Origin of the sequence: Xanthomonas arboricola pv. juglandis, from assembly GCF_905367715.1 — a bacterium.
Lineage (GTDB): Bacteria > Pseudomonadota > Gammaproteobacteria > Xanthomonadales > Xanthomonadaceae > Xanthomonas > Xanthomonas arboricola.
In genome coordinates, this window is sequence record NZ_HG999362.1 from 2,046,142 (window position 1) to 2,071,075 (window position 24,934).

Here is a 24,934-nt window from a genome sequence, read left to right on the forward strand (position 1 = left end):
GAACACCAGCATGCAATTTCAGGAACGCAGCGAGAGCATCAAGCAGTTGGCGGAATTGATCCGCGGCGTGGACATCGCGATGTTCACGACCGTGTCGGCCGACGGCAAGTTGGTGAGCCGGCCGTTGGGGACGCAGGAAGTCGAATTCGATGGCGACCTGTGGTTCGCCACCGCCGCCGACAGCCCGAAGGTGGCTGAAATCGCCGCAGATCCGCGCGTCAACGTGGCCTACGCCTCGGCCTCGAAGAACAGCTACGTATCGGTCGCCGGTACCGCACGCGTGGTCGATGACCGCGCCAAGATCGAGCAGCTGTGGTCGCCGGCGATGAAGGTGTTCTTCCCCGGTGGCAAGGACGACCCCAACCTGCGCCTGATCCATGTGCGCGCCGAATCGGCCGAGTACTGGGATGGCCCGAGCGGGCTGCTGGGCAAGGCGCTGTACTTCGTGATGACGGCCGTGACCGACGATACCGGCAGCCTGTCGGACAACCGCGTGGTCGATCTGAAGTAGCTGCGCTCCAGGTGCACCGGCCGTCGCGCGCTCAGCGCCAGGCGGCCGGCCACCAACCGCGGATCAGGTCCAGCAACTGGTCCGAGGTGACGCCGAACACCGCCACCGAGATCAGCGCAGCGGCCCAGCCCACCAGCAGCAATGCGCCGTCGCGCTCGAGCAGGGCCAGCGCAAACAGCAGCAGGATCAGTCCGAAGATGTAGTTGGTGAACGGAATCGGCAGCGTCAGCAGGATGCCGACCAGCACCAGCAGCACGCCGGTGAACATCTGCGCCGGCATCCGGTCCAGCATGCCGTGCAGGCGCGGCTTGAGCAGCCGGTCCAGGCGTTGCAGCGTCGGCGCAAGCCGCGCGACGAAACGCTGGCTGGTGCTGCGGCGCGGCCCGCGATCGCCGATGAAACGCGGCACCCATGGCTTGCGCAGGCAGCACATCATCTGCAGCCCGATCAATACCGTCAGCGGGCCACTGATGCCGCCGGCCACGCCGGGAATCGGAATGAACGACGGCAGGATCGCCAGGAACAGGAACACCCCGAACGCGCTCTGCTGCAGATCGGCCAGGATCTCGCGCACCCGCAGCACATGCTCCGGATCGCCCTCGCTGAAGGCCGCCAGCAGGCTGCGGATGCCTTCGTTGCGATAGCGCATCTGCGCGTCGTCCGCTCCGTCCGAAGGCGGTACGCGGTTATCCGACGATGTCATCGCTGCCCTCGTCGCTGACGCGGCTCAGCAGCAGCTTGTCCACGCGTGCGCCATCCAGATCGACGATCTCGATGCGCCAGCCGGCCCAATCGAAGAATTCGCCCGCCTGCGGAATGCGCCCGAAGTAGTAGATGCACAGGCCGGCGAGCGTGTGGTAGTCGCCTTCGTCGGCCTCCGGCAGTTCGGCGCCCAGCACTTCGCGCAGTTCCTCCACCGGCAACGAGCCGTCGATCAGCAGCGAGCCGTCGGCGCGCGTGACCACCAGCGCGTCCTCGTCGGTGTTTTCCACCGCCTGCAGGCGGCCCACCACTGCGCCCATCAGGTCGCTGATGGTCACCAGCCCGCGGATTTCGCCGTATTCGTCCACCACCAGCGCCATCGACTGCTGCTCTTCGCGGAAGATCTCCAGCAGCTTCATCGCATGCGTGGATTCGGACACGAACAAGGTGTCGCGCAGCGCCTGGAACAGCTGCGCGCCGTGTCCATCCATGCGCGTGACCAGCGACTTGACCTCCAGCACGCCGGCGATGTCCTGGTCGCTGCCGCGGTAGACCGGGTAACGCGAGAATTCGTGTTCGCGCATCACCAGCAGATTGCGTTCCGGCTCGGCATTGGCATCCAGCCAGGCGATGCGGTTGCGCGGCGTCATCAGGCTGTCGGCGGTGCGGTCGCCCAGCCGCATCACGCGGTTCATCATGTCGCGCTCGTGCGCATCGATCACGCCGGCCTCGTGGCTTTCGGCCACCAGCATGCGGATCTCCTCTTCGGTCACCGATGCCGATTCGTCCTTGCCCATGCCGAGCATGCGCAGCACCAGCCGGGTCGAGCGCGCCAACACCCACACGCCGGGCGCGGCGATCTTTGCCAGCCAGGCCATCGGCACCGCCACCACCCCGGCGATGTCCTCGGAGTTGCGCAGCGCCAGCCGCTTGGGCACCAGCTCGCCGAAGATCAGCGTCAGGAAGGTGATCAGGGCCACCGCCAACGTGCTGCCGATCACCACCGAGTACGGGCGCGGCTTGCCGACCAGCTCGAACGAGGCCGACAGCGCCGGGAACAGCCCCTGCAGCCAGCTGCTGATGGCCTCGCCGATCGCCTCGCCACCGAACACGCCGGTGAGGATGCCGATCAGGGTGATGCCGATCTGTACCGTGGACAGGAAGTTTTCCGGGCTTTCGGCCAGCGCCAGGGCGCGGGCGGCGCGCTTGCTGGAGCCGGCCATCTGCTTCAGCCGGCTCTTGCGCGAGGTCATCAAGGACATTTCCGACATCGCGAAGAAGCCGTTCAGCAGGATCAGCGCGATGACGATCAGAAACTCAACCACGGGCGTCTTCCCCGGTCAGTGAAGGGGAGGGCGGGCGAGCACTGGGTTGGCCGGCGCGCACAGGGGCGGGGCGGCAACGGGGGAATATAGGGTCGTCTTCCATAGGGTGCACCCGAGGGCGCGGGAGCATGTTAGCAAACCACAGGGTGGTTCGAGCCGGGAAATGCCGATGTGAAGGCCGCCTGCGCCGCCGAGATACCCAGACAGGTCATGGAACGGTCATAATTCGCGCTTGGCGTCCGTCTCTCCCTCGACGGCAGGAAGTTTTCCACCCATGTTCTCGTTGCAGACCATCTTCGGCTCCGGCAAGCAGTTCTATGCGCTTCTGAACGAAGCGGCGCAGGCCGCCTACGACAGCACCAAGGCCTTGCACGCCATGATGCGCACGTCCGACCGCCAACCCGCGCTGGACGCCTTCAAGCTGGCTCGCCTGCGCGAACGCGCCGCCTCGGACAAGATCGGCCAGGCGCTGGTGGACAGCTTCATGACCCCGATCGAGCGCGAGGACATCGAAGCGCTGGGCTCGGCCCTGTACAAGATTCCCAAGCAGGTCGAGAAGTTCGCCGACCGCTACTCGCTGGCCACCAAGCATCTGGAGCACATCGACTTCGCCCCGCGCGCGGCGATGCTGGAACAGGCCGCCGCGGTGGTGGTGGAGATGGTGGCCGACCTGCCGCAGATGAACATCGATCGCATGACCGCGCTCAACGACAAGCTGCGCATGCTGGAAAACGAGGCCGACCGGCTGATGCTCGAGCTGTACCGCGACATCTATTCCGGCCGCCTGGACACGCTGCAGATGTTCCTGCTCAAGGAATTCTTCGAGATTCTGGAAAAGGCCATCGACCGTTGCCGCGAGGCAGGGGTGGTGGTGTACCAGATCGTGTTGAAGAACAGCTGAGGTCGCCGCGTGCTTACCCTAGTTCTGGTGGTGATCCTGGCGGCGTTGGTGTTCGAGTTCATCAACGGCTTCCACGACACCGCCAACTCCATCGCCACCGTGGTCGCCACCAAGGTGCTGTCGCCGGGCTGGGCGGTGATGCTGGCCGCCGGCATGAACCTGATCGGCGCGCTCACCGGCACCGCGGTGGCATTGACGATCGCCTCCGGCCTGCTCAACACCGACGTGGTCGAAGTCACCCCGCAGGTGATCCTGTGTGCGCTGCTGGGCGGCATCATCTGGAACCTGATCACCTGGTGGAAGGGTCTGCCGTCGTCGTCCTCGCACGCCTTGATCGGCGGGCTGTGCGGCGCCGGCCTTGCCGCCGCGCACAACAACTGGAACGCCTTGATCTGGTCGGAAAACATCGGTAACTGGGCCAAGAACAAGGGCCTGTTGTGGAAGGTGTTCGTGCCGATGATCACCTCGCCGATCGCCGGCTTCCTGCTCGGCATCGTGGTGATGCTGTTGCTGTGGGCGATCATCGCCGGCATGGCCCGGCTGGGCGGGCCGATCGGGCGGCTGGCGCGTCCGCGCTGGGTCAATGCCTTCTTCGGCAAGGCGCAGATCGCCTCGGCCGCCTATATGGGCTATGCCCACGGCCATAACGACGCGCAGAAGACCATGGGCATCATCGCGATGACCCTGATTGGCGCGCAGTCGGCCGGTGCGCTGGACGATCTGCCGAGCTGGCTGTCGTTCCTGCATCCGGGCACCGGCCTGGCCGCGGGTGCCGGCATTCCGATGTGGATCGTGCTGACCTGTGCAGTGGTGATGGCCGCCGGCACCGCCTCGGGCGGCTGGAAGATCATCAAGACGCTCGGCCACAAGATGGTCAAGCTGCATCCCATCCACGGTTTTGCCGCAGAAACCAGCTCGGCCACCGTGCTGACCGTGGCCGCGCACTTCGGCATGCCGGTGTCCACCACGCACAGCATTTCCACCGCGATCATGGGTGTGGGCTTTGCCAAGAACCCGCGCTCGCTGCGGCTGGGCGTGATCGAGCGCATCGTCTGGGCCTGGATTCTGACCATCCCGGCCGCCGGCGGAGTGGCGTATCTGATCCTGCGCTGCTTCGAATGGTTCGGCTGGACCTGAGCGATGTCGCGCTGTGGTCACCTCGGTGGGCGAGCATGCGCGCCAACCGCGGCGTGCCCTGTTGCAGGCCGTTCCATTCGACCCTGATGTGCCAACGCGTCCTGCCTGAGGAAACGCGCCGATGATGCTTGCGCTGGTGTGCGTGCTGTTCTTGCTGTCCTGGCTGATCGGCCGCCGGCGCTGGCTGCGCAGTGCGCGTGCGCTGGCAGCGGCCACATTGGCGTTGCTGCTGCTGGTGGGCTGCGGCCCGTTGGCGAGCTGGATGCTGCACGGGCTGCAGCAGACCGGCGTCAACGATTTCAACGACTGGCGCGCGCGCAACATGATCGTGCTGCTGGGCGCGGGCACGGTGCGGCCGGATGGTCCCGACGCCACCGCCGAGGCCAACATGTTCGCCTACGGCCGCATCGTCGAGTCGGCGCGGCTGTACCGGCAGTGCCGTGCGCATGGCGGCGACTGCAAGATCGAGATCAGCGGCGGCGACGCGCGCGGGCTGGGCCTGTCCGAGGCGGTGGTGTATCGAAAGGTGCTGATCGGGCTGGGCATCGCCCAGGCCGACCTGATCATGGAGCCGTCCAGCATGAACACCTGGCAGAACGCGCAGTTCAGCCAGCCCTTGCTGCGCCAGTACCGCCCCGAGCGGGTGGTGCTGGTGTCCTCGGCCACGCATCTGCGGCGTGCCGAGCTGTACTTCCGCCACTTCGGCATCGATGCCACGCCGGTGCGCTCGGACTGGTTGACCGCGTCCTGGGCGTGGTTGCCGCAGAGCTACAACTTCACCGTGGCCGATGTCGCCTTGCACGAGTACCTGGGCATTGCGCGCTATCGGGTTTACGAGTGGCTGGGGTGGAATGTGGAGGCTGTTCGGGCTGGGGCGTTGTGAATGGGGAATCGGGATTCGGGAATCGGGAATGGGAATTCGGGATTCGGGATTCGGGATTCGTAGCAGCTGGTGCGCTGCCTGATATGTGCGGCTGATTAGCGTCCGACAGCGCTTGCCGCTCCGGATTAACGGGTGCAATGCGTGTGCGCGGCGGTCGGGAGGGTGATTGCGCTGCTTGGTGGCAGCGCAGCCGGTTGCGCATTTAGTTGCGGCTGGTAGTTGCGGCTGGCGTGATGCATCGCCCGCCGCGTGTGCGGCCGGCGATGGTGATGCTCATCGGGTTTCGTACATCGTCTTGACGTCGTTGCGGAATGCGGCCTGGCTATCGGTGCGGTTGTAGAACATGTGGCCGCCGGGATATTCGCGTACCTGCACGCGCTTGGGGTCGCTGCCCATGGTCGGCATCTGGTCCACCGTCAGCACCGAGCCCATGAACGGGCAGGAGAGGTCGTTCCAGCCATGCGCGATCAACACGCGCAGCTTGGGGTCGATCGCCACCGACTGGCGCAGTTGGGTGACCGCGCCCTTGCGCAGTTCGTCGTTCCAGTCCCATAGCTTGTTGACGTCGTACTTGAGCGCCTGATAACGCGCATCGACCTTCCAGCCGACCACACGGGTGACGAAGTCCACCATCGCGGTGGTGGTCGGCGCGATGATGCTGTCCAGCAGCGGGGCGTTGGCGCGCTGCTCCGGATCGTTGGGGAAGGGGTCGAACGCGGTCACGTTGGAGTCGTAGCGGCTGCTCAGCTCGCCCTTGTCGCGGAACACCTCGCGCAGGTAGGCCTGGGTTTCCAGGCGTCCGCCGGAGCGACGCACATAGGTCGCGTCCAGCCCGGTCATGCGGGTGACCTGCTGCAGCATCGCCTCGGTCGCCTGCGGGTCGGTGCGGCCCCTCATCAGCGCCACCGCGTAGTCGCCGCGGGTGTAATCGATCACCTGGCGCATCGCCGTGTCGCTGAGCTGGCCCTGGCGTTCCAGGTGTGCAGCGGCGATCGAGGGCAGCGTCATCATCCAGGCCAGCGGCGACACATCGCTGTTGTCGTCCAGGGTGGGATTGAGATACGGCGACACCAGCACCACGCCGTTCATCGCCACGCCCAGCCGGGTCTGCAGGTACTGCGTGATGCGCGGGCCGCGGAAGCCGCCATAACTTTCGCCGACCAGGTACTTGCGTGCCTGCAGGCGGCGGTTCTTCAGCAGCCAGTCGTAGACCACGCGCGAGAGATATTCCACGTCGGCCTGCGGGTTGTAGAACTGCTTCTTGGCCTCGTCGTCGCCGATCAGGGCGCGGCTGAAGCCGGTGCCGACCGGGTCGATGAACACCAGGTCGGTGAAGTCCAGCCAGGTGCCGGGGTTATCGCGCAACGCCGCCGGCGCGGAGGCGCTGTCGCCTTCGGCGCCGAAACCCACCACCTTGGGTCCGATCGCGCCCATGTTCAGATACACCGACGACGCACCGGGCCCGCCATTCAGCGCGAAGGTCACCGGGCGGTCCTTGCCATCGACGGTATAGGCGGTGAACACCACCTCGCCGGTGGTCTTGCCCTGCGCATCGCGCACCGGCAGCGTGCCGACGGTTGCGGTGTAACTCAGCGTGCGCCCGCCCACGCGGGTGCTTTGCCGCACGCTGGCATCGGCCGGCAGTGGCGCGGGCTTGGCGGCGGCGGCATCGGACTTGGTGTCGGTTTTTGCAGCGTTGTTGTCGGGCGCATCGGCCAGCGCGTTCCCGCTGAGCAGGACGCAGGCCAGCAGGCTGGCACGGAGAAGGGAGGGCATGAGCATCGGAGATTCGGCAGGGAGCGACGATGCTAGGCCGCCGATGGCGTCCGATGGCTGTGCACAAAGGCATGTGTGTCGCGTTGGCCGACGTGGCCTGCCTGGCTTGGAGCAGCATGTGCCGCTGCAGGCAGTCGTCTGAGCCAAAGGGTGGGGTCTGCGCAGTCCGCTGAAATCCGCGTCGACTGAAAAGAAAACCGGTAACACTTCCTTCTCCCCTCGGGAGAAGGTGCCCCGCAGGGGCGGATGAGGGGCGCCTCAGAGGGATATCACTGCCTGCGATGGCAAGCGCGTCGCCACGCGCCACCACAGTGAATCATCGGCTTCACCCTCACTCCAACTTCCGCTTCGCACCCCCGGCCCGGGCTGGCAGCGCGGGCGCTCGAAGATACCTGCGCAAGCAGTGCCTTCTCGCCCCGATGCGGGGCGAAGCTTCCGCTGCTTGGTGTCTTCAGGTTTTCAGCGAATTCAAACCTCCAGCGATGCCAGATCGCCCTTGGTCTCCAGCCACTGCTTGCGATCGCCGGCGCGCTTCTTCGCCAGCAGCATGTCCATCAGCGAGCGGGTCTGTTCGCCATCGTCGATGGTCAGCTGCACCAGGCGACGCGTATCCGGGTGGATGGTCGATTCGCGCAGCTGTTGCGGATTCATCTCGCCCAGGCCCTTGAAGCGGGTGACGCTGACCTGGCCCTTGAGCTTCTCGCGCGCGATCTTGTCCAGCAGCGTGGTCTTTTCCTCCTCGTCCAGCGCGTAGAACACCTGCTTGCCCACGTCCACGCGGAACAGCGGCGGCATCGCCACGAACACGTGGCCGGCCGCGACCAGCGCCGGGAAATGCTGCAGGAACAGCGCGGTCAGCAAGGTGGCGATATGCAGGCCGTCGGAGTCCGCATCGGCCAGGATCACTACCTTGCCGTAACGCAGCCCGGTGATGTCGTCCTTGCCCGGGTCGCAGCCGATCGCGATCGCCAGGTTGTGCACTTCCTCGGAGGCCAGCACGCTGCCCGATGCCACTTCCCAGGTGTTGAGGATCTTGCCGCGCAGCGGCAGGATCGCCTGGAAGTCCTTGTCGCGGGCCTGCTTGGCCGAGCCGCCGGCCGAGTCGCCCTCGACCAGGAACAGTTCGGTGCGCGACAGATCCTGGCTGATGCAGTCGGCCAGCTTGCCGGGCAGGGCCGGACCCTGGGTGACCTTCTTGCGGACGATCTGCTTTTCGGTCTTCAGGCGCGCACTGGCGCGGTCGATGGCGATCTGCGCGATCTTCTCGCCGATCTCCACGTTCTGATTCAGATACAGGCTGAAGGCATCGTGCGCGGCGCCTTCGATGAAGCCGGCGGCCTGGCGCGAGGACAGGCGTTCCTTGGTCTGCCCGGAGAACTGCGGGTCGGTCATCTTCAGGCTGAGCACGAAGGTGACCCGGTCCCACACGTCTTCCGGCGCCAGCTTGACGCCGCGCGGCAGCAGGTTGCGGAAGTCGCAGAACTCGCGCAGCGCATCGGTCAGGCCCGAACGCAGGCCGTTGACGTGGGTGCCGTGCTGCGCGGTCGGGATCAGGTTGACGTAGCTTTCCTGCACCAGCTCGCCTTCCGGCACCCAGGCCGCAGCCCAGTCGACGATCTCGGTGTCCTTCTTCAGGCTGCCCACGAACAGGTCGGCCGGCAGCATTTCGTGCTCGGCCATCTCGCCCTTGAGGTAGTCGCGCAGGCCGTTCTCGAAGTACCAGCTGTCCTGCTCGCCGGTGGCCTCGTCATGCAGCTTCACGGTCAGGCCCGGGCACAGCACCGCCTTGGCGCGCAGCAGATGACGCAACGCGCGCACGTTGAACTTGGGCGTGTCGAAATACTTCGGATCGGCCCAGAAGCGCAGCCGCGTGCCGGTATTCTTCTTGCCGACGGTGCCGACCACTTCCAGCTTGGAGGCGGCGTGGCCGTCGCGGAACTCCATGCGGTGCTCGCTGCCTTCGCGCTTGATGAACAGCTCGACCTTGGTCGACAGCGCATTGACCACGCTCACGCCCACGCCGTGCAGGCCGCCGGAGAAGGTGTAGTTGCGGTTGCTGAACTTGCCGCCGGCATGCAGCCGGGTCAGGATCAGCTCGACACCGGGAATCTTTTCTTCCGGGTGCATGTCCACCGGCATGCCGCGACCGTCGTCGGACACCTCGCAGCTGCCGTCCTTGTACAGGGTCACTTCGACCTGCCTGGCGTGACCGGCCAGCGCCTCGTCGACCGAGTTGTCGATCACTTCCTGCGCCAGATGGTTCGGGCGCGCAGTGTCGGTATACATGCCAGGGCGGCGTTTGACCGGGTCCAGGCCCGACAGCACTTCAATATCGGCGGCGTTATAACGGGTGTTCATGCATCTCGTTGGCACGTGAAACGACGCGCAAGTGTGGGGGTTGGGCCGATTTTTTGCACGCGACAGGCGTTCAGTGCAGGGCGGGGTGCGGCTGGATACCCTGGCGTTGGATTCGGAACCAAACGTCCCCACCTGAGGATGTCACCGAACCCGGAGGACACCATGAAGTTCAAGCACATCCTGATGCTCACCCTCGGTGCTGCCGCAGTGGCCGCGCTTCCTGCCATGGCCCAGGCCGCTCCTCAGCAGACCGGTCAGGGCACCGGCGCCAGCGCGCAGAAGGCCGACGACGCCAAGGCCAAGACCGAAGCCGAGCGCAAGGCCGAGCGCCGCGCCGCTGCTGCGGCACACAAGCCCAAGGCCGACGCCGCCACGCGCGAGGAAGAGGAAGAAGAAAAGCCGGCGCGCTGATTTCATCGCGCGACGGCACAACGCCACACGGACGCCCCGGCCTTGGTCGGGGCGTCTGCATTTGCGCGCCAGGCGCAGCGCGTTTTTCGCCGCTGTGACGACATGATCGTCACGCAACCCTTGGGCATTCGCCCGTCACCCGCTAAACTATGGCTTTCCGGGAGGCTTCAAGCCCCATGACCCCCCTGATTTTTGTTACCGGCGGCGTAGTGTCCTCGCTAGGCAAGGGCATTGCCGCCGCTTCGCTTGCCTCCATTCTGGAAGCGCGTGGCCTGAAGGTCACGATGATGAAGCTGGACCCGTACATCAATGTGGACCCGGGCACGATGAGCCCGTTCCAGCATGGCGAGGTCTACGTCACCGACGACGGCGCCGAGACCGACCTGGATCTGGGTCACTACGAGCGCTACGTGCGCACGCGGCTGTCGCGCAAGAACTCGGTCACCACCGGTCGGATCTACGAGAACGTGATCCGCAAGGAGCGTCGCGGCGATTACCTGGGCGCCACCGTGCAGGTGATCCCGCACATCACCGACGAGATCCGCCGTTGCATCGACGAGGCCACCGCCGGGTTCGACGTGGCGCTGATCGAGATCGGCGGCACCGTTGGCGATATCGAGTCGCTGCCGTTCCTGGAAGCGATCCGCCAGGTGCGCACCGAGCGTGGCGCCGAAAAGGCCATGTTCATGCACCTCACCCTGGTGCCGTACATCGCCGCCGCCGGTGAGTTGAAGACCAAGCCGACCCAGCATTCGGTCAAGGAGCTGCGCTCGATCGGTATCCAGCCGGACGTGCTGCTGTGCCGTTCCGAGCAGCCGGTACCGGATTCGGAGCGCCGCAAGATCGCGTTGTTCACCAACGTCTCCGAGCGCGCGGTGATCAGCTGCCCCGATATCGATGTGCTGTACGGCATGCCGCTGGAGCTGCGTCGCCAGGGCCTGGACGAACTGGTCATCGATCAGTTCAAGCTGCGCGACAAGGTGGCTGCGCCCGACCTGTCCGAATGGGCTGCGGTGGTGGATGCGGTCAAGCACCCGCTGGACGAGGTCACCATTGCGGTGGTCGGCAAGTACGTCGACCACCAGGACGCCTACAAGTCGGTGGCCGAAGCGCTGCGTCACGGCGGTCTGCGCCAGCGCACCAAGGTCAACCTGAAGTGGCTGGAAGCGCAGGATCTGGAGGGCAGCGACATGGCTGCGCTGCAGGATATCGACGGCATCCTGGTGCCGGGCGGCTTCGGCGACCGTGGTTTCGAAGGCAAGGTGCTCACCTCCAAGTATGCGCGCGAGCACAAGGTGCCGTACTTCGGCATCTGCTACGGCATGCAGGCGGCGGTGGTGGACTATGCCCGCCACGTGGCCGATCTGGACGCAGCCAACAGCACCGAGAACGATCGCCAGTCGCCGCACCCGGTGATCGGCCTGATCACCGAATGGCGCACCGCCACCGGCGAAGTGGAAAAGCGCGACGAGAAGTCCGACCTGGGCGGCACCATGCGGCTGGGTCTGCAGGAGCAGCGGCTCAAGCCGGGCACGCTGGCGCGCGAGGTGTACGGCAAGGATGTGGTCGCCGAGCGTCACCGCCACCGCTACGAGTTCAACAACCGCTACCGCACCCAACTGGAAGACGCCGGCCTGGTGATCTCCGGCAAGTCGATGGACGACACGCTGGTGGAGATGGTGGAGCTGCCGCGCGATGCGCACCCGTGGTTCCTGGCCTGCCAGGCACATCCGGAATTCCTGTCCACCCCGCGCGACGGGCATCCGCTGTTCATCGGCTTCGTGCGCGCTGCGCGCGAGAAGAAGGCGGGCGGAAAACTGCTGAAGGAAGCGCGTGCCTGAACCGCTCCTTCTCCCGTCGGGAGAAGCTGGCGCGCAGCGCCGGATGAGCGGCGCCGCAACGCACCGGAAGTTGCCAGCCATGACGGACGCGTTGCCACGCGTCAGCCAGGGCAAACCATCGCACGTCAGCAGCGCTTCGCAACCGTACCCGCACACCAACTCCTCTCCCGACGGGAGAGGGGCTTTAATCAATAGGTGACCTGATGAAACTGTGTGACTTTGACGTTGGCCTGGATCAGCCGTTGTTCTTGATCGCCGGCCCCTGCGTGATCGAGTCGATGCAGCTGCAGCTCGACGTGGCCGGCAAGCTGAAGGAAATCACCGGCAAGCTGGGGATCAACTTCATCTTCAAGTCGAGCTTCGACAAGGCCAACCGCACCTCCGGCACCAGCTTTCGCGGCCCGGGCCTGGAAGAGGGCCTGAAGGTGCTGGCTGCGGTAAAGCAGCAGATCGGCGTGCCGGTGCTGACTGACGTGCACGAATACACCCCGATGAACGAGGTCGCCGCCGTCGTCGATGTGCTGCAGACCCCGGCCTTCCTGGTACGCCAGACCGATTTCATCAAGAACGTCTGCGCCGCCGGCAAGCCGGTCAACATCAAGAAGGGCCAGTTCCTGGCGCCGTGGGACATGAAGCCGGTGGTCGACAAGGCCAAGTCGACCGGCAACGAGCAGATCATGGTCTGCGAGCGTGGCGCCTCGTTCGGCTACAACAATCTGGTCAGCGACATGCGCTCGCTGAGCGTCATGCGCGACACCGGCTGCCCGGTGGTGTTCGATGCCACCCATTCGGTGCAGTTGCCGGGCGGGCAGGGCAGCAGTTCCGGTGGCCAGCGCGAGTTCGTGCCGGTGCTGGCGCGCGCGGCGGTGGCGGTGGGCATTTCCGGCCTGTTTGCCGAAACCCATCCGGATCCGTCCAAGGCCTTGTCGGACGGCCCCAACGCCTGGCCGCTGGACCGCATGGAAGAGCTGCTCGAGACCCTGATGGAACTGGATGCCGTCACCAAGAAGCACGGGTTCGCGCGCTTCGCATGAGTTCCGATCCATGGGCGCTGGCCGCGTCGCAGCGCCAGCGTCGGCAGTGGCGCCACTGGCCCTGGGGCTGGATCGCGCTGGTCGCATCGATCGCCGCGTGGGCGTGTATGGCCGCGATGGTGTTTCTGGTCGCTGCCAGCATCGGCATGCCGGGCGACGGCGACCATGCCATGCAGGCCACGCGGGTGCCAAAGCTGGTCACGCTGCTGCTGGCCGCCGTGGCGATCACAAGTTGCCTGATCGCCGGTCCGCTGGCGTTGCGGCTGGCTCGCCAATCCGGCGCAGCGATCGTTGCGTTGGTGTCGCTGTCGGTCTTGCTGCTGCTGTCTGGTTTACCGCTGCTGGGCTTGATGGCCTAGCGGCATGCTTGCCGGCCTGTTGCGTGCGGCAGCTTCACGCGATTTGGCAATGTGCCGGTGTGCGGCGATAATCCCGCAGCTTGTTTCCGGTGTACTTCCCCCTTACTGGTAACCGATCGACCTATGACCACTATCGCCAAGATCCTCGCCCGCGAAATCCTCGACTCCCGCGGCAACCCCACGCTGGAGGCCGAAGTCTCGCTGGACGACGGCTCGTTCGGCCGCGCTGCCGTGCCCTCGGGCGCCTCGACCGGTACCAAGGAAGCGGTGGAACTGCGCGATGGCGACAAGACCCGCTACCTGGGCAAGGGCGTGCTGCATGCGGTGCAGAACGTCAACGGCACCATCGCCGAGACGCTCAAGGGCTTCGACGCGGCCGACCAGCAGGGTCTGGACCGCCGCCTGATCGACCTGGACGGCACCGAGAACAAGGGCCGCCTGGGCGCGAACGCGCTGCTGGGTGTGTCGCTGGCCGCCGCGCATGCCGTGGCCGCCTCGCGTAAGCAGCCGCTGTGGCAGTACCTGTCCACCATCACCGAGTCCGACGTGGCACTGCCGGTGCCGATGATGAACATCATCAACGGCGGCGCGCATGCCGACAACAACGTCGACTTCCAGGAGTTCATGGTGCTGCCGGTCGGCTGCAGCTCGTTCTCCGAAGCGCTGCGTGCCGGCACCGAAATCTTCCACGCGCTCAAGTCGGTGCTAAAGGGCCACGGCCTGAGCACGGCAGTGGGCGACGAAGGCGGCTTTGCGCCGGACTTCCGCAGCAATGTCGAAGCGCTGGACACCATCCTCGAGGCGATCGGCAAGGCCGGCTATACCGCCGGCGAAGACGTGCTGCTGGGCCTGGACGTGGCCTCCAGCGAGTTCTACGACAACGGCAAGTACAACCTGGTCGGCGAAAACAAGCGCCTGACCAGCGAGCAGTTCGTCGACTTCCTGGCCGACTGGGTCGCGCAGTACCCGATCATCAGCATCGAAGACGGCCTGGCCGAGGACGACTGGGCCGGCTGGAAGCTGCTCACCGACCGCGTCGGCAAGAAGGTGCAGCTGGTCGGCGACGATCTGTTCGTCACCAACCCGAAGATCTTCAAGCAGGGCATCGACTCGGGCACTGCCAACGCGATCCTGATCAAGGTCAACCAGATCGGCACGCTGACCGAGACGCTGGAAGCCATTGCGATGGCGCATGCGGCCAACTATGCCTCGATCGTCTCGCACCGCTCGGGCGAAACCGAAGACACCACCATCGCCGACATCGCCGTGGCCACCACCGCCACGCAGATCAAGACCGGCTCGCTGTGCCGCAGCGACCGCGTCGCCAAGTACAACCAGTTGCTGCGCATCGAGCAGGCGCTGGGCTCCGGCGCGCGTTACGCCGGCCGCGACGCGTTCGTTTCGCTCAAGCGCTAAGCCGTGCGCAACTGGCGCTGGCTACTGCTGGTGCTGGCGGTGCTGCTGGCTTGGCTGCAGTACCGCTTCTGGTTCGGGCCTGGGAATTCCGGTGAAGTGATGATGCTGGAAGCCCAGGTCGCGCATCAGACACAGGACAACGAAGGTCTGCGCCAACGCAACCAGGCGTTGGCAGCAGAGGTGAAGGATTTGAAGGACGGCGAGGCGGCAATCGAGGAACGCGCGCGCAGCGAACTGGGCATGATCAAACCGGGCGAGACGTTCTATCGCGTGGTCGAGGATGCACCACCGCTGCCGCCCGCAGTGGCCGCGCCGTCCGCTGCGCCCGTCGAGCGTGACGCTCCGGCGGAACAGCCATGACCGGTTCGATCTGGGCGATCGTGCCGGCCGCCGGGCGCGGCACGCGCTTTGGTGGGCAGACCCCCAAACAGTATCTGCCTGCTGCCGGGCAACCGCTGATGGCCTACACGCTGGCGGCGCTTGCCGCGCATCCGGTGGTGGCCGGCATCGTGGTGGCCATCGCGCCCGATGATGCGGATTGGCCAGGCTGGACTTCGGTGCAGGACAAGCCGGTGCTGACCTGCGTCGGCGGCGGGACACGTGCGGCATCGGTGCTGGCCGGATTGCTGGCCCTGCCGGAGAGCGTGCGGGCCGATGACTTTGTGCTGGTGCACGACGCCGCGCGGCCCAATCTCGCCTTGGCCGATCTGGAGCGTCTGCTGGAAATCGGCCGCGGCGATCCGGTCGGCGCGATCCTGGCTGCGCCGGTGCGCGACACGCTCAAGCGAGCCGGCGACGATGGCGGCATCGATGCCACCGAGCCACGCGAGCGGCTGTGGCGCGCGTTGACCCCGCAGCTGTTCCGTCGCCATCAACTGATCCGCGGCCTCACCGAAGCGTCGGCCGCTGGCGTGGACGTAACCGACGAGGCGATGGCGATGGAGCGGCTGGGATTGCGCCCGTTGCTGGTGGAAGGTGCCGAAGACAACTTCAAGGTGACCACGCCGACGGATCTGGCGCGCTTTGAATTCGAACTGGCGCGCCGCGGCGTGGCGGTGGATGCCCAGTCGCCTGCAGCCGGTCCGCGCGCCGGGGTGGTCGTTGGCCACGCCGATGCGCCGTCCGCTGGCGCGCACCACGACGCCGACGCTCCCTAATCACCACGGATTACCATGTCTTTCAATTTTCGAATCGGTCAGGGCTACGACGTGCACGCGTTCGGTGCGGGCGACCACGTGATGCTGGGCGGCGTGCGCGTCGCGCACAGCCATGGCGTGCTCGCGCACAGCGATGGCGACGTGGTGTTGCACGCGCTGTGCGATGCGATGCTGGGCGCGCTGGCGCTGGGCGATATCGGTCAGCACTTTCCGCCGTCCGACGCGCGCTGGAAGGACGCCGACAGCGCGCAGTTCCTGCAGCATTGCGATCACTTGCTGCGCGAGCGTGGCTGGCGCGTCGGCAATGCCGATGTCACCGTGATCTGCGAGCGTCCCAAGATCGGCCCGCATGCGCTGGCGATGCGCGAACGCATCGCCGGCCTGCTGGCGATCGAACTCGATGCGGTCAGCGTCAAGGCCACCACCAGCGAAAAGCTCGGCTTCACCGGTCGCAGCGAGGGCATTGCTGCCCAAGCGGCGGTCTTGCTCGGCAAGATCGCCGGCTGACCGCGACTGACAAACGCCTGCGCGCACCGTCGGTGGCATGGACGGTGCCGGGCATGGCGATCATCCCGCATACCCTGCAGTGCTGAGCCTGCCGTCCACGCATCCGGCCACTGCCGGCCAGCTGTTCCAGCCGCTCCAGATCGCGGTTACCTGCGCCGGGCTCGTCTTGGCGTCGCACCGCGACACCACCGCGCCGAGGCATTCGGCACATAGCGCACGACCTGTCGGCGCGAAGGTAAATCACAGCATGAGCGACACCTCTGTTCTGCCGCGCGCGCATGGCGCTGCGGTCCTCGGCGCGGCAATGCGCAGCACGCCCGACGATTTTCAGGTCGATGAGCTGCCGGCCTTCGAGCCCACCGGCGAGGGCGAGCACCTGTTGCTCACCATCCGCAAGCGTGGGCAGAACACCGCCTATATCGCGAAAAAACTCGCGCAGTGGGCCGGGATCGCCGAGATGGGCGTCAGCTACGCCGGGCTGAAGGACCGCCATGCGGTGACCACGCAGCGCTTCAGCGTGCATCTGCCCAAGCGCATCGCGCCGGAGCTCGCCGCGCTCGACGACGATGAGATGCAGGTCATCGCCAGCACCTGGCACAACCGCAAGCTGCAACGCGGCGCACTGCTGGGCAATCGTTTCGTGTTGACGTTGCGCCAGGTGCAGGGCGAGCACGCGGCGATCGAACAGCGCCTGCAGGCAATCGCCGCGCGCGGTATCCCGAACTGGTTTGGCGAACAGCGTTTCGGCCGCGACGGCGGCAACGTGGCCTCCGCGCTGGCGATGTTCGGTTATGTGTCCAATGCCGACTGCACCTTGTCAGCGGCGCCGGCATCCCGGCGGCGGCTGCGCAACGATCAACGCTCGATGCTGCTGTCGGCGGCGCGCTCGGCGTTGTTCAATCGGTTGCTCACCGCACGCGTGGAGCAGGGTAGCTGGGACGCCGCGCTGGATGGCGAGGCGTGGATGCTGGATGGCTCGCGCAGCGTGTTCGGCCCCGAGCCGTTCACCGATGTACTGGCAGAGCGCCTGGCGCGCTTCGACATCCATCCCAGCGGGCCGTTGTGGGGCGCCGGCGAACTGCGTTCGACCGGGCAGGCCGCGGCGGTGGAGCAGGGCGCGCTGTCCGACCCGCAATCGGAGGTGCTGCGACAAGGTCTGGAGGCCGCGGGCTTGAAGCAGGAGCGCCGCGCACTGCGCTTGCGTCCGCAACAACTGGCGTATCGCTGGCTGGATGCGGACAGCCTGCAGATCGAATTCGCACTGCCGCCGGGCTGCTACGCCACCGCGGTGCTGTGGGAGCTGGGCGAAGTCAGCGACGCCGGCCGTCTCAACGCCGGCCTGCGTTCCGACGCCTAGGCCTGCTCGGTTGTCGTTGGCTACCCGGCAAGCACGTCACCGCGTAGGAGCGGACCTGGCCGCGACAGGCCTCCCCCATCAACGCGTCCTTTGCGCAAGCGCATGCCTGCACCAGCGACCCGTCGCCCAATCGGCGCTAACGCCGCGCCAGCAACACCAGCAGCGCCCCGGTGCCACCTTGCGTGGCCGGCGCGGAATGAAACGCCAGCACATCGTTGCGCTGACGCAGCAGGCGATCCATCAGGTTTTTCAACACCGGCGCGCCATTGTCCGACTGCAGCCCCTTGCCGTGGATGATGCGCACGCAGCCATGCTCGTGCGCATGCGCTTCCAGCAGGAACTGCCGCAGCAGGGATTCGGCCTGCGCGGCGGTGGCGCCATGCAGGTCCAGTTCGTCCTGGATCGAGAATTGACCGCGCTTGAGCCGCTGAAACAATCGGGTGGGAAGATTCTCGCGCCGGTAGCTGGCGGTATCGCCCGCCTCCAACGGCGCACTGTCGCGCAGCAGACGCGCGAATTCGGTGTGCGCTTCCGCATCGTCGCGCTCGGCCATGCGCGCGCGCGGCTTGGGGCGCGGCTTGGCATTGGCCGGTGGGGCGACTTCACGAATCGGCTTGACCGCGCCGATCGCTGCGCGGAACAGCGCGCCGTCGTCTTCGTCTTCAGGATGCGACATGCCCACAGCCTAACCTGCCCAACCCCAGGTGCAAGCGAAGATCAAGCGCGAAGGGCGCGGACGCATCCGGTATCATGACCCGGTTTTCCGAGGAGTCCCATGCGCGTACTGGTTAGCAACGACGACGGTGTCGACGCCCCCGGCATCCAGATTTTGGCCGAGGCGCTGCGCCATGCCGGTCATGAAGTGATGGTGGTCGCGCCCGACCGCGACCGCTCCGGCGCCAGCAATTCGCTGACGCTGGATGTGCCGATCCGCACCCGCCGCATCGACGCGCAGACCTGCGCGGTTGCCGGCACGCCCACCGACTGCGTGCATCTGGCGTTGACCGGCATGCTCGATTACGACCCGGACATCGTGGTCTCCGGCATCAACAACTCGGCCAATCTCGGCGACGACGTGATCTATTCGGGCACCGTGTCCGCCGCGATGGAAGGCCGTTTCCTCGGCCTGCCGGCGGTGGCGGTCTCGCTGGTGACGCACAATCACGAAGCGCATCACTACGAAACCGCCGCGCGCGCCGCGGTGGAGATCGTGGCACGGCTGAAGTCCGACCCGTTGCCCGCCGATACCATCCTCAACGTCAACGTGCCGGACCTGGCCTGGTCGGAGGTGCTCGGTTTCGAGGTCACCCGGCTGGGCAACCGCCACCGGTCCGAGCCCTGCGTGCCGCAGCGCGACCCGCGCGGCCGCACCGTGTACTGGATCGGCCCGGCCGGGCCGGAGCAGGACGCCGGCGCCGGCACCGACTTCCATGCCGTGCGCACCGGGCATATCTCGATCACCCCGATCCATGTCGACCTGACCCGCTATCAGGCGCTGGAGACGGTGGCCGGCTGGGTGGGCGGCCTGACCGCCGCGCTGGATACGCCGGCATGACGCCGAGGCTGCGGCTGCAACCGGAATCGGTCGGGATCGGCATGACCTCGCAACGCGTGCGCGACCGGCTGGTCGAGCGCCTGCGCGAGGCCGGCATCCAGGACGAAGCGACGCTCAACGCGGTGCGCACCGTGCCGCGCCATCTGTTCATCGACGAAGCGCTGGCCTCGCGTGCCTACGAAGACACCGCCTTGCCGATCGGCCACGGCCAGACCATCTCGCAGCCCTGGGTGGTCGCGCGCATGACCGAGGCGGTGCTGCAGGTCGGCCCGACCAAAGTGCTCGAAGTGGGCACCGGCTCCGGCTACCAGGGCGCGATCCTCGCCGCGCTGGGGCTGGAGGTGTACACGGTCGAGCGCATCGGCGACCTGCTGCGACAGGCGCGCAAGCGCTTCCGGCACCTGGGCATGAACGTGCGCAGCAAGCACGACGACGGCCGCATCGGCTGGCCCGAACACGGCCCCTACGATGCCATCGTGGTCACCGCGGCCGCCCCGGCGCTGGTCGATGCGTTGGTCGATCAGCTGGCGGTCGGCGGGCGGCTGGTGGCCCCGGTCGGTGGTGCCTCGTCGCAGTCACTGGTGCAACTCACGCGCGCTGCCGACGGCGCGATCGAGCAGCAGGTTCTGGCGCCGGTCACGTTCGTCCCGCTGTTGTCGGGCATGCTGGATTGAATCCATGAGAGTTTCTCGATGAAGATCTTCGGGCCGTTGTACGACGTGGCCATTCGTTGGTCGCGCAATCGCCGCGCTCCGGCGCTGCTGACCGGCCTCAGTTTCGTGGAGGGTTTCATCTTCCCGGTGCCGCCGGAGGTGATGCTGGCACCGATGTCGCTGGCCGAACCCAAGCGTGCGTTGTGGTTCGCCACCTTGAGCCTGATCGGCTCGGTCTGCGGTGCGCTGGTAGGTTACCTGCTCGGCCATTTCGCCTTCGCCGCATTGCAGCCGCTGATCGAATGGCTGGGCTGGAGCGCGAAGATCCAGGCGCAGATCGAGACGCTGCGCACGCTGGTCGCCGATTCGCCGTGGAAGGCCTTCTGGGCGCTGGTGCTGGTGGGCTTCACCCCGATCCCGTTGAAGATCTTTACCTGGGCCTCGGGCGTGGTCGGCGTGCCGATCCTGCCCTTCATTGCCAGCATGCTGGTTGGGCGCGGCAAGCGCGTGTATCTGGTGGCCGGCGCGATCCGGCTGGGTGGGGCGCGTGCCGAGGCCGCGTTGCATCGCTGGATCGAGCCGCTGGGCTGGGTGGCCATGGCCGTTCTGGCGGTGGGAGCAGGCTGGCTGGTGTGGAAGACAACCAACGGATGAGCAAGTTGCAGATGAATTCGGTACGTAAGACAGCAGTCCTGCTCGCAGTCGCCGTCGGGCTGGGCGCCTGCAGCAGCGCCACGGTGGTGCGTTCGCCCGGAGCCGGCGGTGGTTCGGCGTCCGCGCGTCCGTCCGCGACGCCGCGTCCGTCGGTGCCGCGCCCGGGTGCGACCGTCACCGTGCAGCGCGGCGACACGCTGTACGCCATCTCGCGCCGCACCAACATCACCGCGCCGGATCTGGCGGCCTGGAATGGCCTGTCCTCACCCAACACCATCTATCCCGGCCAGACCCTCAAGCTCTATCCGCCCGGAGCCAGCAGGCCGGGCGGCAGCGCCTCCAGCGCAGGCACGGTGGTTCCGCCGCGCCCGAGTGCCCCGATCGCAGCACCGGTCAGCAGCGGATTTCCGTGGCGCTGGCCGGCCGACGGCGTGGTGGTCGGCACCTTCGTCAGCGGCGAGACCACGAAGCAGGGCGTGGACATCGCCGGCGCCAGCGGGCAGGCGGTGCGTGCCGCGGCCGACGGTGTGGTGGTGTACTCCGGCGCCGGCCTGGTCGGCTACGGCGAGCTGATCATCATCAAGCACAACGACCAGTGGCTGTCCGCCTATGGACACAACCGCAAGCGCCTGCTCAACGAAGGCCAAAGCGTCAAGGCCGGCCAGCAGATCGCGGAGATGGGCCGCAGCGGCGCCGCCCGCGACATGCTGCACTTCGAGATCCGCTATAACGGCAAGCCGGTGGATCCGTTGCTGTATCTGCCTAAAAAGTGAATAGGGAATAGGGAGTCGCAACAGCCTTGGGCTGGAGCTTTATCGGTGGGCCGCGTGCGACGCCCTGCAGAGGCACGGCATCTTGGGCTTTGTCAAATTATTGTTTGACAGAGAAACTTCAGCCCGGCCTGCTTTCCCGATTCCCGATTCCCGATTCCCGATTCCCGATTCCCGATTCCCGATTCCCGATTCCCGACTCCCTAATCCCGGCCTTCCAGAATCATCGCCAGTGCCACCCGGCGGCCTTCGCTGGCCAGCACGTTGTAGGTGCGCGCCGCGGCCGCATTGGTCATCGCTTCCAGGCCGATGCCGCGGGTCAGGCAGGCTGCCAGGACGTCGGTCTTCGGGAACTGCTGCCGCTCGCCGGTGCCGAGCAGGATCACCGCCGGGGCGAGCGCCAGCACCGCGTCCATATGCGCGACCTGGAGTTGTTCCAGGCTCGACACCGGCCAGCCTTCCACCAGCTCGTCGGGCATCAGGATGAAGCTGCGCTGCAGAATCTGGTCGTTGACCTTGGCGTGGCGGCCATCGGCCGCGCGCAGCGCATAGGTGTAGTCGGGGTGTTCCTGGCTTAAAGGCATGTCGAACTCGTCGGGTCAGCCGCGCGGCAGCACGATCTGACGCTTCTCCTTGCTGGGGCGGTAAAGGATGGCGACATGGCCGATCCGCTGCACCAGCGCGCTGCCGGTCTTCTCGGTCAGTTCGGCGATCATGGCGTCACGGGCCTCGCGATCCTCCGATGTCACCTTCACCTTGATCAGTTCGTGGCGCTCGAGCACTTCCTCGAGTTCGGCCAGAAATGCCGGCGTGACCCCTTTGCCGCCGGTTTGCAGCAGTGCCTTGAGATCGTGGGCCTGGCCGCGCAGGAAACGGTTCTGGGCGGAGGTGAGAACAATGGACATGCAGGATCAAAGGGAAGCAAAGGGTGTTCAGGGTATCATGGCGACCCGTTCAGACCCCTTTGCCGATGCCTTCCCGTAGTAAAAGCAGCCAGCGCTGGCTCAAGGAACACTTCGCCGATCCGTTCGTCAAGAAGGCGCAGGCCGAAGGCATGCGCTCGCGCGCGGCCTACAAACTGGAAGAACTGCTCCAGCGCGACCGCCTGCTCAAGCCGGGCATGGTGGTGGTCGACCTGGGCGCGGCGCCGGGCGGCTGGTCGCAGCAGGTGCGCAAGTCCATGGGCGACAGTGGCCGGGTGGTGGCGCTGGATATCCTGGAGATGCCGCCGCTGGCCGGGGTGGAGTTCCTTCACGGCGACTTCAGGGAGCAAACCGTCCTATCGGAATTCGAGGCGATGCTGGGCGATGTGCAGGTGGACCTTGTGCTGTCCGATATGGCCCCCAATAAGAGTGGCATGGATGCGGTCGACCAACCGCGGATGATGCACCTGGCGGAACTGGCGATGGAATTTGCCGATACCCACCTCAAACCGGGCGGGGCGTTCCTGATCAAGCTGTTCCAGGGTGTCGGGTCCGACGACTACATTCGTGAGCTTCGCCGCCGCTATGACAAGGTGACGATTCGCAAGCCGGCGGCCTCGCGCAAGCGCTCCCCGGAAGTTTATGCGCTCGGTCAGGGCAAGCGTGCCCAGATCAAGTAAGCTGCCAATGACCACCGTGTTTCAAGAATTGAAGAGTAGAGGGCACCGGAGCCAATGAGGATGAACGACTTGACCAAGAATCTGCTGCTGTGGGTGGTCGTCGCGGTTGTGCTGATGGTCGTCTTCCAGAGCTTTTCGCCGCGGATGGCAGGCGGTGTCGGCCCCGACTCGATCACCTACACCCAGTTCCTGAAGGAAGTGGACTCAGGCCGTGTTAAATCGGTGGACTACACCGACGAGACCAACCTGGCGGTCAACGCGATCCGCTTCAAGCGCACCGACGGCAGCGAAGCCACCGTCTACGGTCCGCGCGACGACAAGCTGGTCGACGTGCTGTATAGCAAGAACATCGAAATGACCCGCCAGAAGCCCTCCACCGGGCCTGGTTTCTGGTCGTTGGTGCTCAATTTCCTGCCGGTCATCCTGATCATCGGCTTCTGGCTGTTCATCATGCGCCAGATGCAGGGCGGTGGCGGCGGTGCCAAGGGTGCGATGAGCTTCGGCAAGTCGCGCGCCAAGCTGCAGGGCGAGGACCAGGTCAAGATCACCTTTGCCGACGTTGCCGGCTGCGACGAGGCCAAGGAAGAAGTCGGCGAACTGGTCGATTTCCTGCGCGACCCGACCAAGTTCACCAAGCTGGGCGGCAAGATTCCGCGCGGCGTGCTGATGGTGGGCCCGCCGGGTACCGGCAAGACGCTGCTCGCCAAGGCGATCGCCGGCGAAGCCAAGGTGCCGTTCTTCAGCATCTCCGGCTCGGACTTCGTGGAGATGTTCGTGGGCGTGGGTGCCAGCCGCGTGCGCGACATGTTCGAGCAGGCCAAGAAGCATGCGCCGTGCATCATCTTCATCGACGAAATCGATGCGGTGGGCCGTCATCGCGGCGCCGGTCTGGGCGGCGGGCATGACGAGCGCGAGCAGACGCTGAACCAGTTGCTGGTCGAGATGGACGGTTTCGAAGGCGGCGAAGGCGTGATCGTCATCGCGGCGACCAACCGTCCCGACGTGCTGGATCCGGCGCTGCTGCGTCCAGGCCGTTTCGACCGCCAGGTCGTGGTCGGCCTGCCGGACGTCAAGGGCCGCGAGCAGATCCTGCGCGTGCACATGCGCAAGCTGCCGCTGGCCGACGACGTGGTGCCGATGGTCATCGCACGCGGTACGCCGGGCTTCTCGGGTGCCGATCTGGCCAACCTGTGCAACGAGGCGGCGTTGTTTGCCGCGCGTGGCAGCGAGAAGGAAGTCCGCATGGACCACTTCGACCGTGCGCGCGACAAGATCCTGATGGGTGCCGAGCGTCGCTCGATGGCCATGAGCGAGGACGAAAAGACGCTCACCGCCTATCACGAGGCGGGCCACGCCATCGTCGGCCGTCTGGTGCCCGAGCATGACCCGGTCTACAAGGTCACGATCATTCCGCGTGGTCGCGCCCTGGGCGTGACGATGTATCTGCCGGAAGGCGATCGCTACTCGATGAACCGCGTGGCGATCGAGTCGCAGCTGTGCTCGCTGTACGGCGGCCGCGTTGCCGAAGAGCTGATCTTCGGCGGCGACAAGGTCACCACCGGTGCGTCCAATGACATCGAGCGTGCGACCAAGATGGCGCGCAACATGGTCACCAAGTGGGGCCTGTCCGACGAGCTTGGCCCGGTGGCCTACGGCGAGGAGGAAGACGAGGTGTTCCTGGGTCGTTCGGTCACCCAGCACAAGAACGTCTCCGACGAGACCGCACGCATGATCGACGAAGTGGTGCGCTCGATCCTGGACAAGGCCTACAGCAAGACCAAGGCGATCCTCACCGAGAACCTGGACAAGCTGCATGCGATGTCGCAGCTGCTGCTGCAGTACGAGACCATCGACGTGCCGCAGATCGACGCCATCATGGAAGGCCGCGAGCCGCCGCCGCCGGCAGGCTGGGGCAAGTCCGACAAGGACGGTGGCAACAATAACGACAAGGGTAGCCCGCGTCCGTTGCCGCCGATTGCTGGGCCGGCCGAGCAGCTGTAACCCAACGCATCGGTCAGCTGCAG

Annotated in this window: 25 protein-coding genes and 1 pseudogene; 19 read left to right on the forward strand and 7 right to left on the reverse strand. The window is 66.1% G+C overall.

Translation table 11 applies throughout. The annotated features are described in order from the left end of the window. The first annotated feature begins 10 nt into the window (after positions 1-10). On the forward strand, positions 11-511 hold the full coding sequence (locus KHN93_RS08920) for a pyridoxamine 5'-phosphate oxidase family protein (protein WP_016902069.1): 501 nt from the start codon (positions 11-13) through the stop codon (positions 509-511). 31 nt (positions 512-542) lie between these two features. Here the strand turns inward: KHN93_RS08920 and KHN93_RS08925 are convergent, their stop codons facing one another. Together KHN93_RS08925 and KHN93_RS08930 are read right to left on the reverse strand one after the other, a co-directional pair. Then, the gene (locus tag KHN93_RS08925; protein ID WP_024939558.1) at positions 543-1,214 is read right to left on the reverse strand and encodes an exopolysaccharide biosynthesis protein; all 672 of its coding nucleotides are present in this window, start codon (positions 1,212-1,214) and stop codon (positions 543-545) included. Beyond that, positions 1,198-2,538 carry a hemolysin family protein gene (locus KHN93_RS08930; protein ID WP_016902067.1) on the reverse strand — a complete coding sequence of 447 codons (1,341 nt, stop codon included), beginning with the start codon at positions 2,536-2,538 and terminating at the stop codon, positions 1,198-1,200. The genes KHN93_RS08925 and KHN93_RS08930 overlap by 17 nt, the downstream gene beginning before the upstream one ends. A gap of 274 nt (positions 2,539-2,812) precedes the next feature. Between KHN93_RS08930 and KHN93_RS08935 the strand changes: the two genes are divergently transcribed. The 3 genes from KHN93_RS08935 (at position 2,813) to KHN93_RS08945 (ending at position 5,459) form a co-directional block, all read left to right on the forward strand. Next, positions 2,813-3,439: a DUF47 domain-containing protein gene (locus KHN93_RS08935; protein WP_016902066.1), complete on the forward strand. Its 627-nt coding sequence runs from the start codon at positions 2,813-2,815 to the stop codon at positions 3,437-3,439. A gap of 9 nt (positions 3,440-3,448) precedes the next feature. Continuing rightward, a complete protein-coding gene (locus KHN93_RS08940) occupies positions 3,449-4,576 on the forward strand; it encodes an inorganic phosphate transporter (RefSeq protein WP_047128560.1) in 1,128 nt (375 codons plus the stop codon). 121 nt (positions 4,577-4,697) lie between these two features. Continuing rightward, a complete protein-coding gene (locus KHN93_RS08945; RefSeq protein ID WP_005914990.1) occupies positions 4,698-5,459 on the forward strand; it encodes a YdcF family protein in 762 nt (253 codons plus the stop codon). Between the two features lie 273 nt (positions 5,460-5,732). Here the strand turns inward: KHN93_RS08945 and KHN93_RS08950 are convergent, their stop codons facing one another. Together KHN93_RS08950 and parE are read right to left on the reverse strand one after the other, a co-directional pair. After that, positions 5,733-7,235 carry a S10 family peptidase gene (locus tag KHN93_RS08950; RefSeq protein WP_212579417.1) on the reverse strand — a complete coding sequence of 501 codons (1,503 nt, stop codon included), beginning with the start codon at positions 7,233-7,235 and terminating at the stop codon, positions 5,733-5,735. 468 nt (positions 7,236-7,703) lie between these two features. Continuing rightward, on the reverse strand, positions 7,704-9,593 hold the full coding sequence (gene parE, locus KHN93_RS08955; RefSeq protein ID WP_024939562.1) for a DNA topoisomerase IV subunit B: 1,890 nt from the start codon (positions 9,591-9,593) through the stop codon (positions 7,704-7,706). 162 nt (positions 9,594-9,755) lie between these two features. Here parE and KHN93_RS08960 point away from each other — a divergent pair, with 162 nt between their 5' ends. The 9 genes and pseudogenes from KHN93_RS08960 (at position 9,756) to truD (ending at position 17,675) form a co-directional block, all read left to right on the forward strand. Next, entirely contained in the window at positions 9,756-10,004 is a 249-nt protein-coding gene (locus tag KHN93_RS08960) for a hypothetical protein (RefSeq protein WP_166768296.1), read from the forward strand. Between the two features lie 176 nt (positions 10,005-10,180). Further along, positions 10,181-11,845: a CTP synthase gene (gene pyrG, locus KHN93_RS08965; protein ID WP_104559226.1), complete on the forward strand. Its 1,665-nt coding sequence runs from the start codon at positions 10,181-10,183 to the stop codon at positions 11,843-11,845. 203 nt (positions 11,846-12,048) lie between these two features. Continuing rightward, on the forward strand, positions 12,049-12,879 hold the full coding sequence (kdsA, locus tag KHN93_RS08970) for a 3-deoxy-8-phosphooctulonate synthase (protein ID WP_006453321.1): 831 nt from the start codon (positions 12,049-12,051) through the stop codon (positions 12,877-12,879). Continuing rightward, complete coding sequence (locus KHN93_RS08975; RefSeq protein ID WP_244812224.1) at positions 12,876-13,238, forward strand: hypothetical protein; 363 nt, start codon at positions 12,876-12,878, stop codon at positions 13,236-13,238. Before kdsA ends, KHN93_RS08975 begins: the two co-directional genes overlap by 4 nt. 123 nt (positions 13,239-13,361) lie before the next feature. Further along, the gene (gene eno, locus KHN93_RS08980; protein ID WP_212579418.1) at positions 13,362-14,654 is read left to right on the forward strand and encodes a phosphopyruvate hydratase; all 1,293 of its coding nucleotides are present in this window, start codon (positions 13,362-13,364) and stop codon (positions 14,652-14,654) included. 3 nt (positions 14,655-14,657) lie between these two features. After that, entirely contained in the window at positions 14,658-15,014 is a 357-nt protein-coding gene (ftsB, locus tag KHN93_RS08985) for a cell division protein FtsB (RefSeq protein ID WP_212579419.1), read from the forward strand. Beyond that, positions 15,011-15,704 (forward strand): annotated as a pseudogene (gene ispD / locus KHN93_RS08990) (2-C-methyl-D-erythritol 4-phosphate cytidylyltransferase); the annotation flags it as partial. The gene ftsB and the pseudogene ispD, both read left to right, overlap by 4 nt. Before the next feature lie 122 nt (positions 15,705-15,826). Then, positions 15,827-16,318, forward strand: a complete 492-nt coding sequence (ispF, locus tag KHN93_RS08995) for a 2-C-methyl-D-erythritol 2,4-cyclodiphosphate synthase (RefSeq protein WP_039515953.1) — start codon at positions 15,827-15,829, stop codon at positions 16,316-16,318. Positions 16,319-16,565: 247 nt separating this feature from the next. Then, positions 16,566-17,675 (forward strand): tRNA pseudouridine(13) synthase TruD, encoded by a 1,110-nt coding sequence (gene truD / locus KHN93_RS09000; RefSeq protein ID WP_212579421.1) that lies wholly within the window; start codon positions 16,566-16,568, stop codon positions 17,673-17,675. Positions 17,676-17,811: 136 nt separating this feature from the next. Here the strand turns inward: truD and KHN93_RS09005 are convergent, their stop codons facing one another. After that, a complete protein-coding gene (locus KHN93_RS09005; RefSeq protein ID WP_039520788.1) occupies positions 17,812-18,351 on the reverse strand; it encodes a Smr/MutS family protein in 540 nt (179 codons plus the stop codon). A 99-nt stretch (positions 18,352-18,450) separates the two neighbouring features. On the opposite strand from KHN93_RS09005, the gene surE reads away from it, so the two are divergent. Genes surE through KHN93_RS09025 form a run of 4 tightly spaced genes read left to right on the forward strand, consistent with a single transcriptional unit; the run spans position 18,451 to position 21,310 of the window. Continuing rightward, entirely contained in the window at positions 18,451-19,230 is a 780-nt protein-coding gene (gene surE, locus KHN93_RS09010; RefSeq protein ID WP_024939572.1) for a 5'/3'-nucleotidase SurE, read from the forward strand. Further along, the gene (locus KHN93_RS09015) at positions 19,227-19,904 is read left to right on the forward strand and encodes a protein-L-isoaspartate(D-aspartate) O-methyltransferase (protein ID WP_016904010.1); all 678 of its coding nucleotides are present in this window, start codon (positions 19,227-19,229) and stop codon (positions 19,902-19,904) included. The genes surE and KHN93_RS09015 overlap by 4 nt, the downstream gene beginning before the upstream one ends. An 18-nt stretch (positions 19,905-19,922) precedes the next feature. Next, positions 19,923-20,537, forward strand: a complete 615-nt coding sequence (locus tag KHN93_RS09020; RefSeq protein ID WP_039515957.1) for a YqaA family protein — start codon at positions 19,923-19,925, stop codon at positions 20,535-20,537. Further along, positions 20,534-21,310, forward strand: a complete 777-nt coding sequence (locus KHN93_RS09025; protein ID WP_047125523.1) for a peptidoglycan DD-metalloendopeptidase family protein — start codon at positions 20,534-20,536, stop codon at positions 21,308-21,310. The genes KHN93_RS09020 and KHN93_RS09025 overlap by 4 nt, the downstream gene beginning before the upstream one ends. Before the next feature lie 200 nt (positions 21,311-21,510). Here KHN93_RS09025 and KHN93_RS09030 read toward each other — a convergent pair whose 3' ends face one another. After that, positions 21,511-21,891, reverse strand: coding sequence for an Mth938-like domain-containing protein (locus tag KHN93_RS09030; RefSeq protein ID WP_039520793.1), 381 nt, complete (start codon positions 21,889-21,891; stop codon positions 21,511-21,513). A 15-nt stretch (positions 21,892-21,906) separates the two neighbouring features. Further along, the gene (yhbY, locus tag KHN93_RS09035) at positions 21,907-22,212 is read right to left on the reverse strand and encodes a ribosome assembly RNA-binding protein YhbY (protein WP_039515963.1); all 306 of its coding nucleotides are present in this window, start codon (positions 22,210-22,212) and stop codon (positions 21,907-21,909) included. Between the two features lie 65 nt (positions 22,213-22,277). Here yhbY and rlmE point away from each other — a divergent pair, with 65 nt between their 5' ends. After that, entirely contained in the window at positions 22,278-22,910 is a 633-nt protein-coding gene (gene rlmE / locus KHN93_RS09040; RefSeq protein ID WP_212579422.1) for a 23S rRNA (uridine(2552)-2'-O)-methyltransferase RlmE, read from the forward strand. A 60-nt stretch (positions 22,911-22,970) separates the two neighbouring features. Continuing rightward, complete coding sequence (gene ftsH / locus KHN93_RS09045; RefSeq protein ID WP_016904004.1) at positions 22,971-24,911, forward strand: ATP-dependent zinc metalloprotease FtsH; 1,941 nt, start codon at positions 22,971-22,973, stop codon at positions 24,909-24,911. Positions 24,912-24,934: the final 23 nt, after the last annotated feature.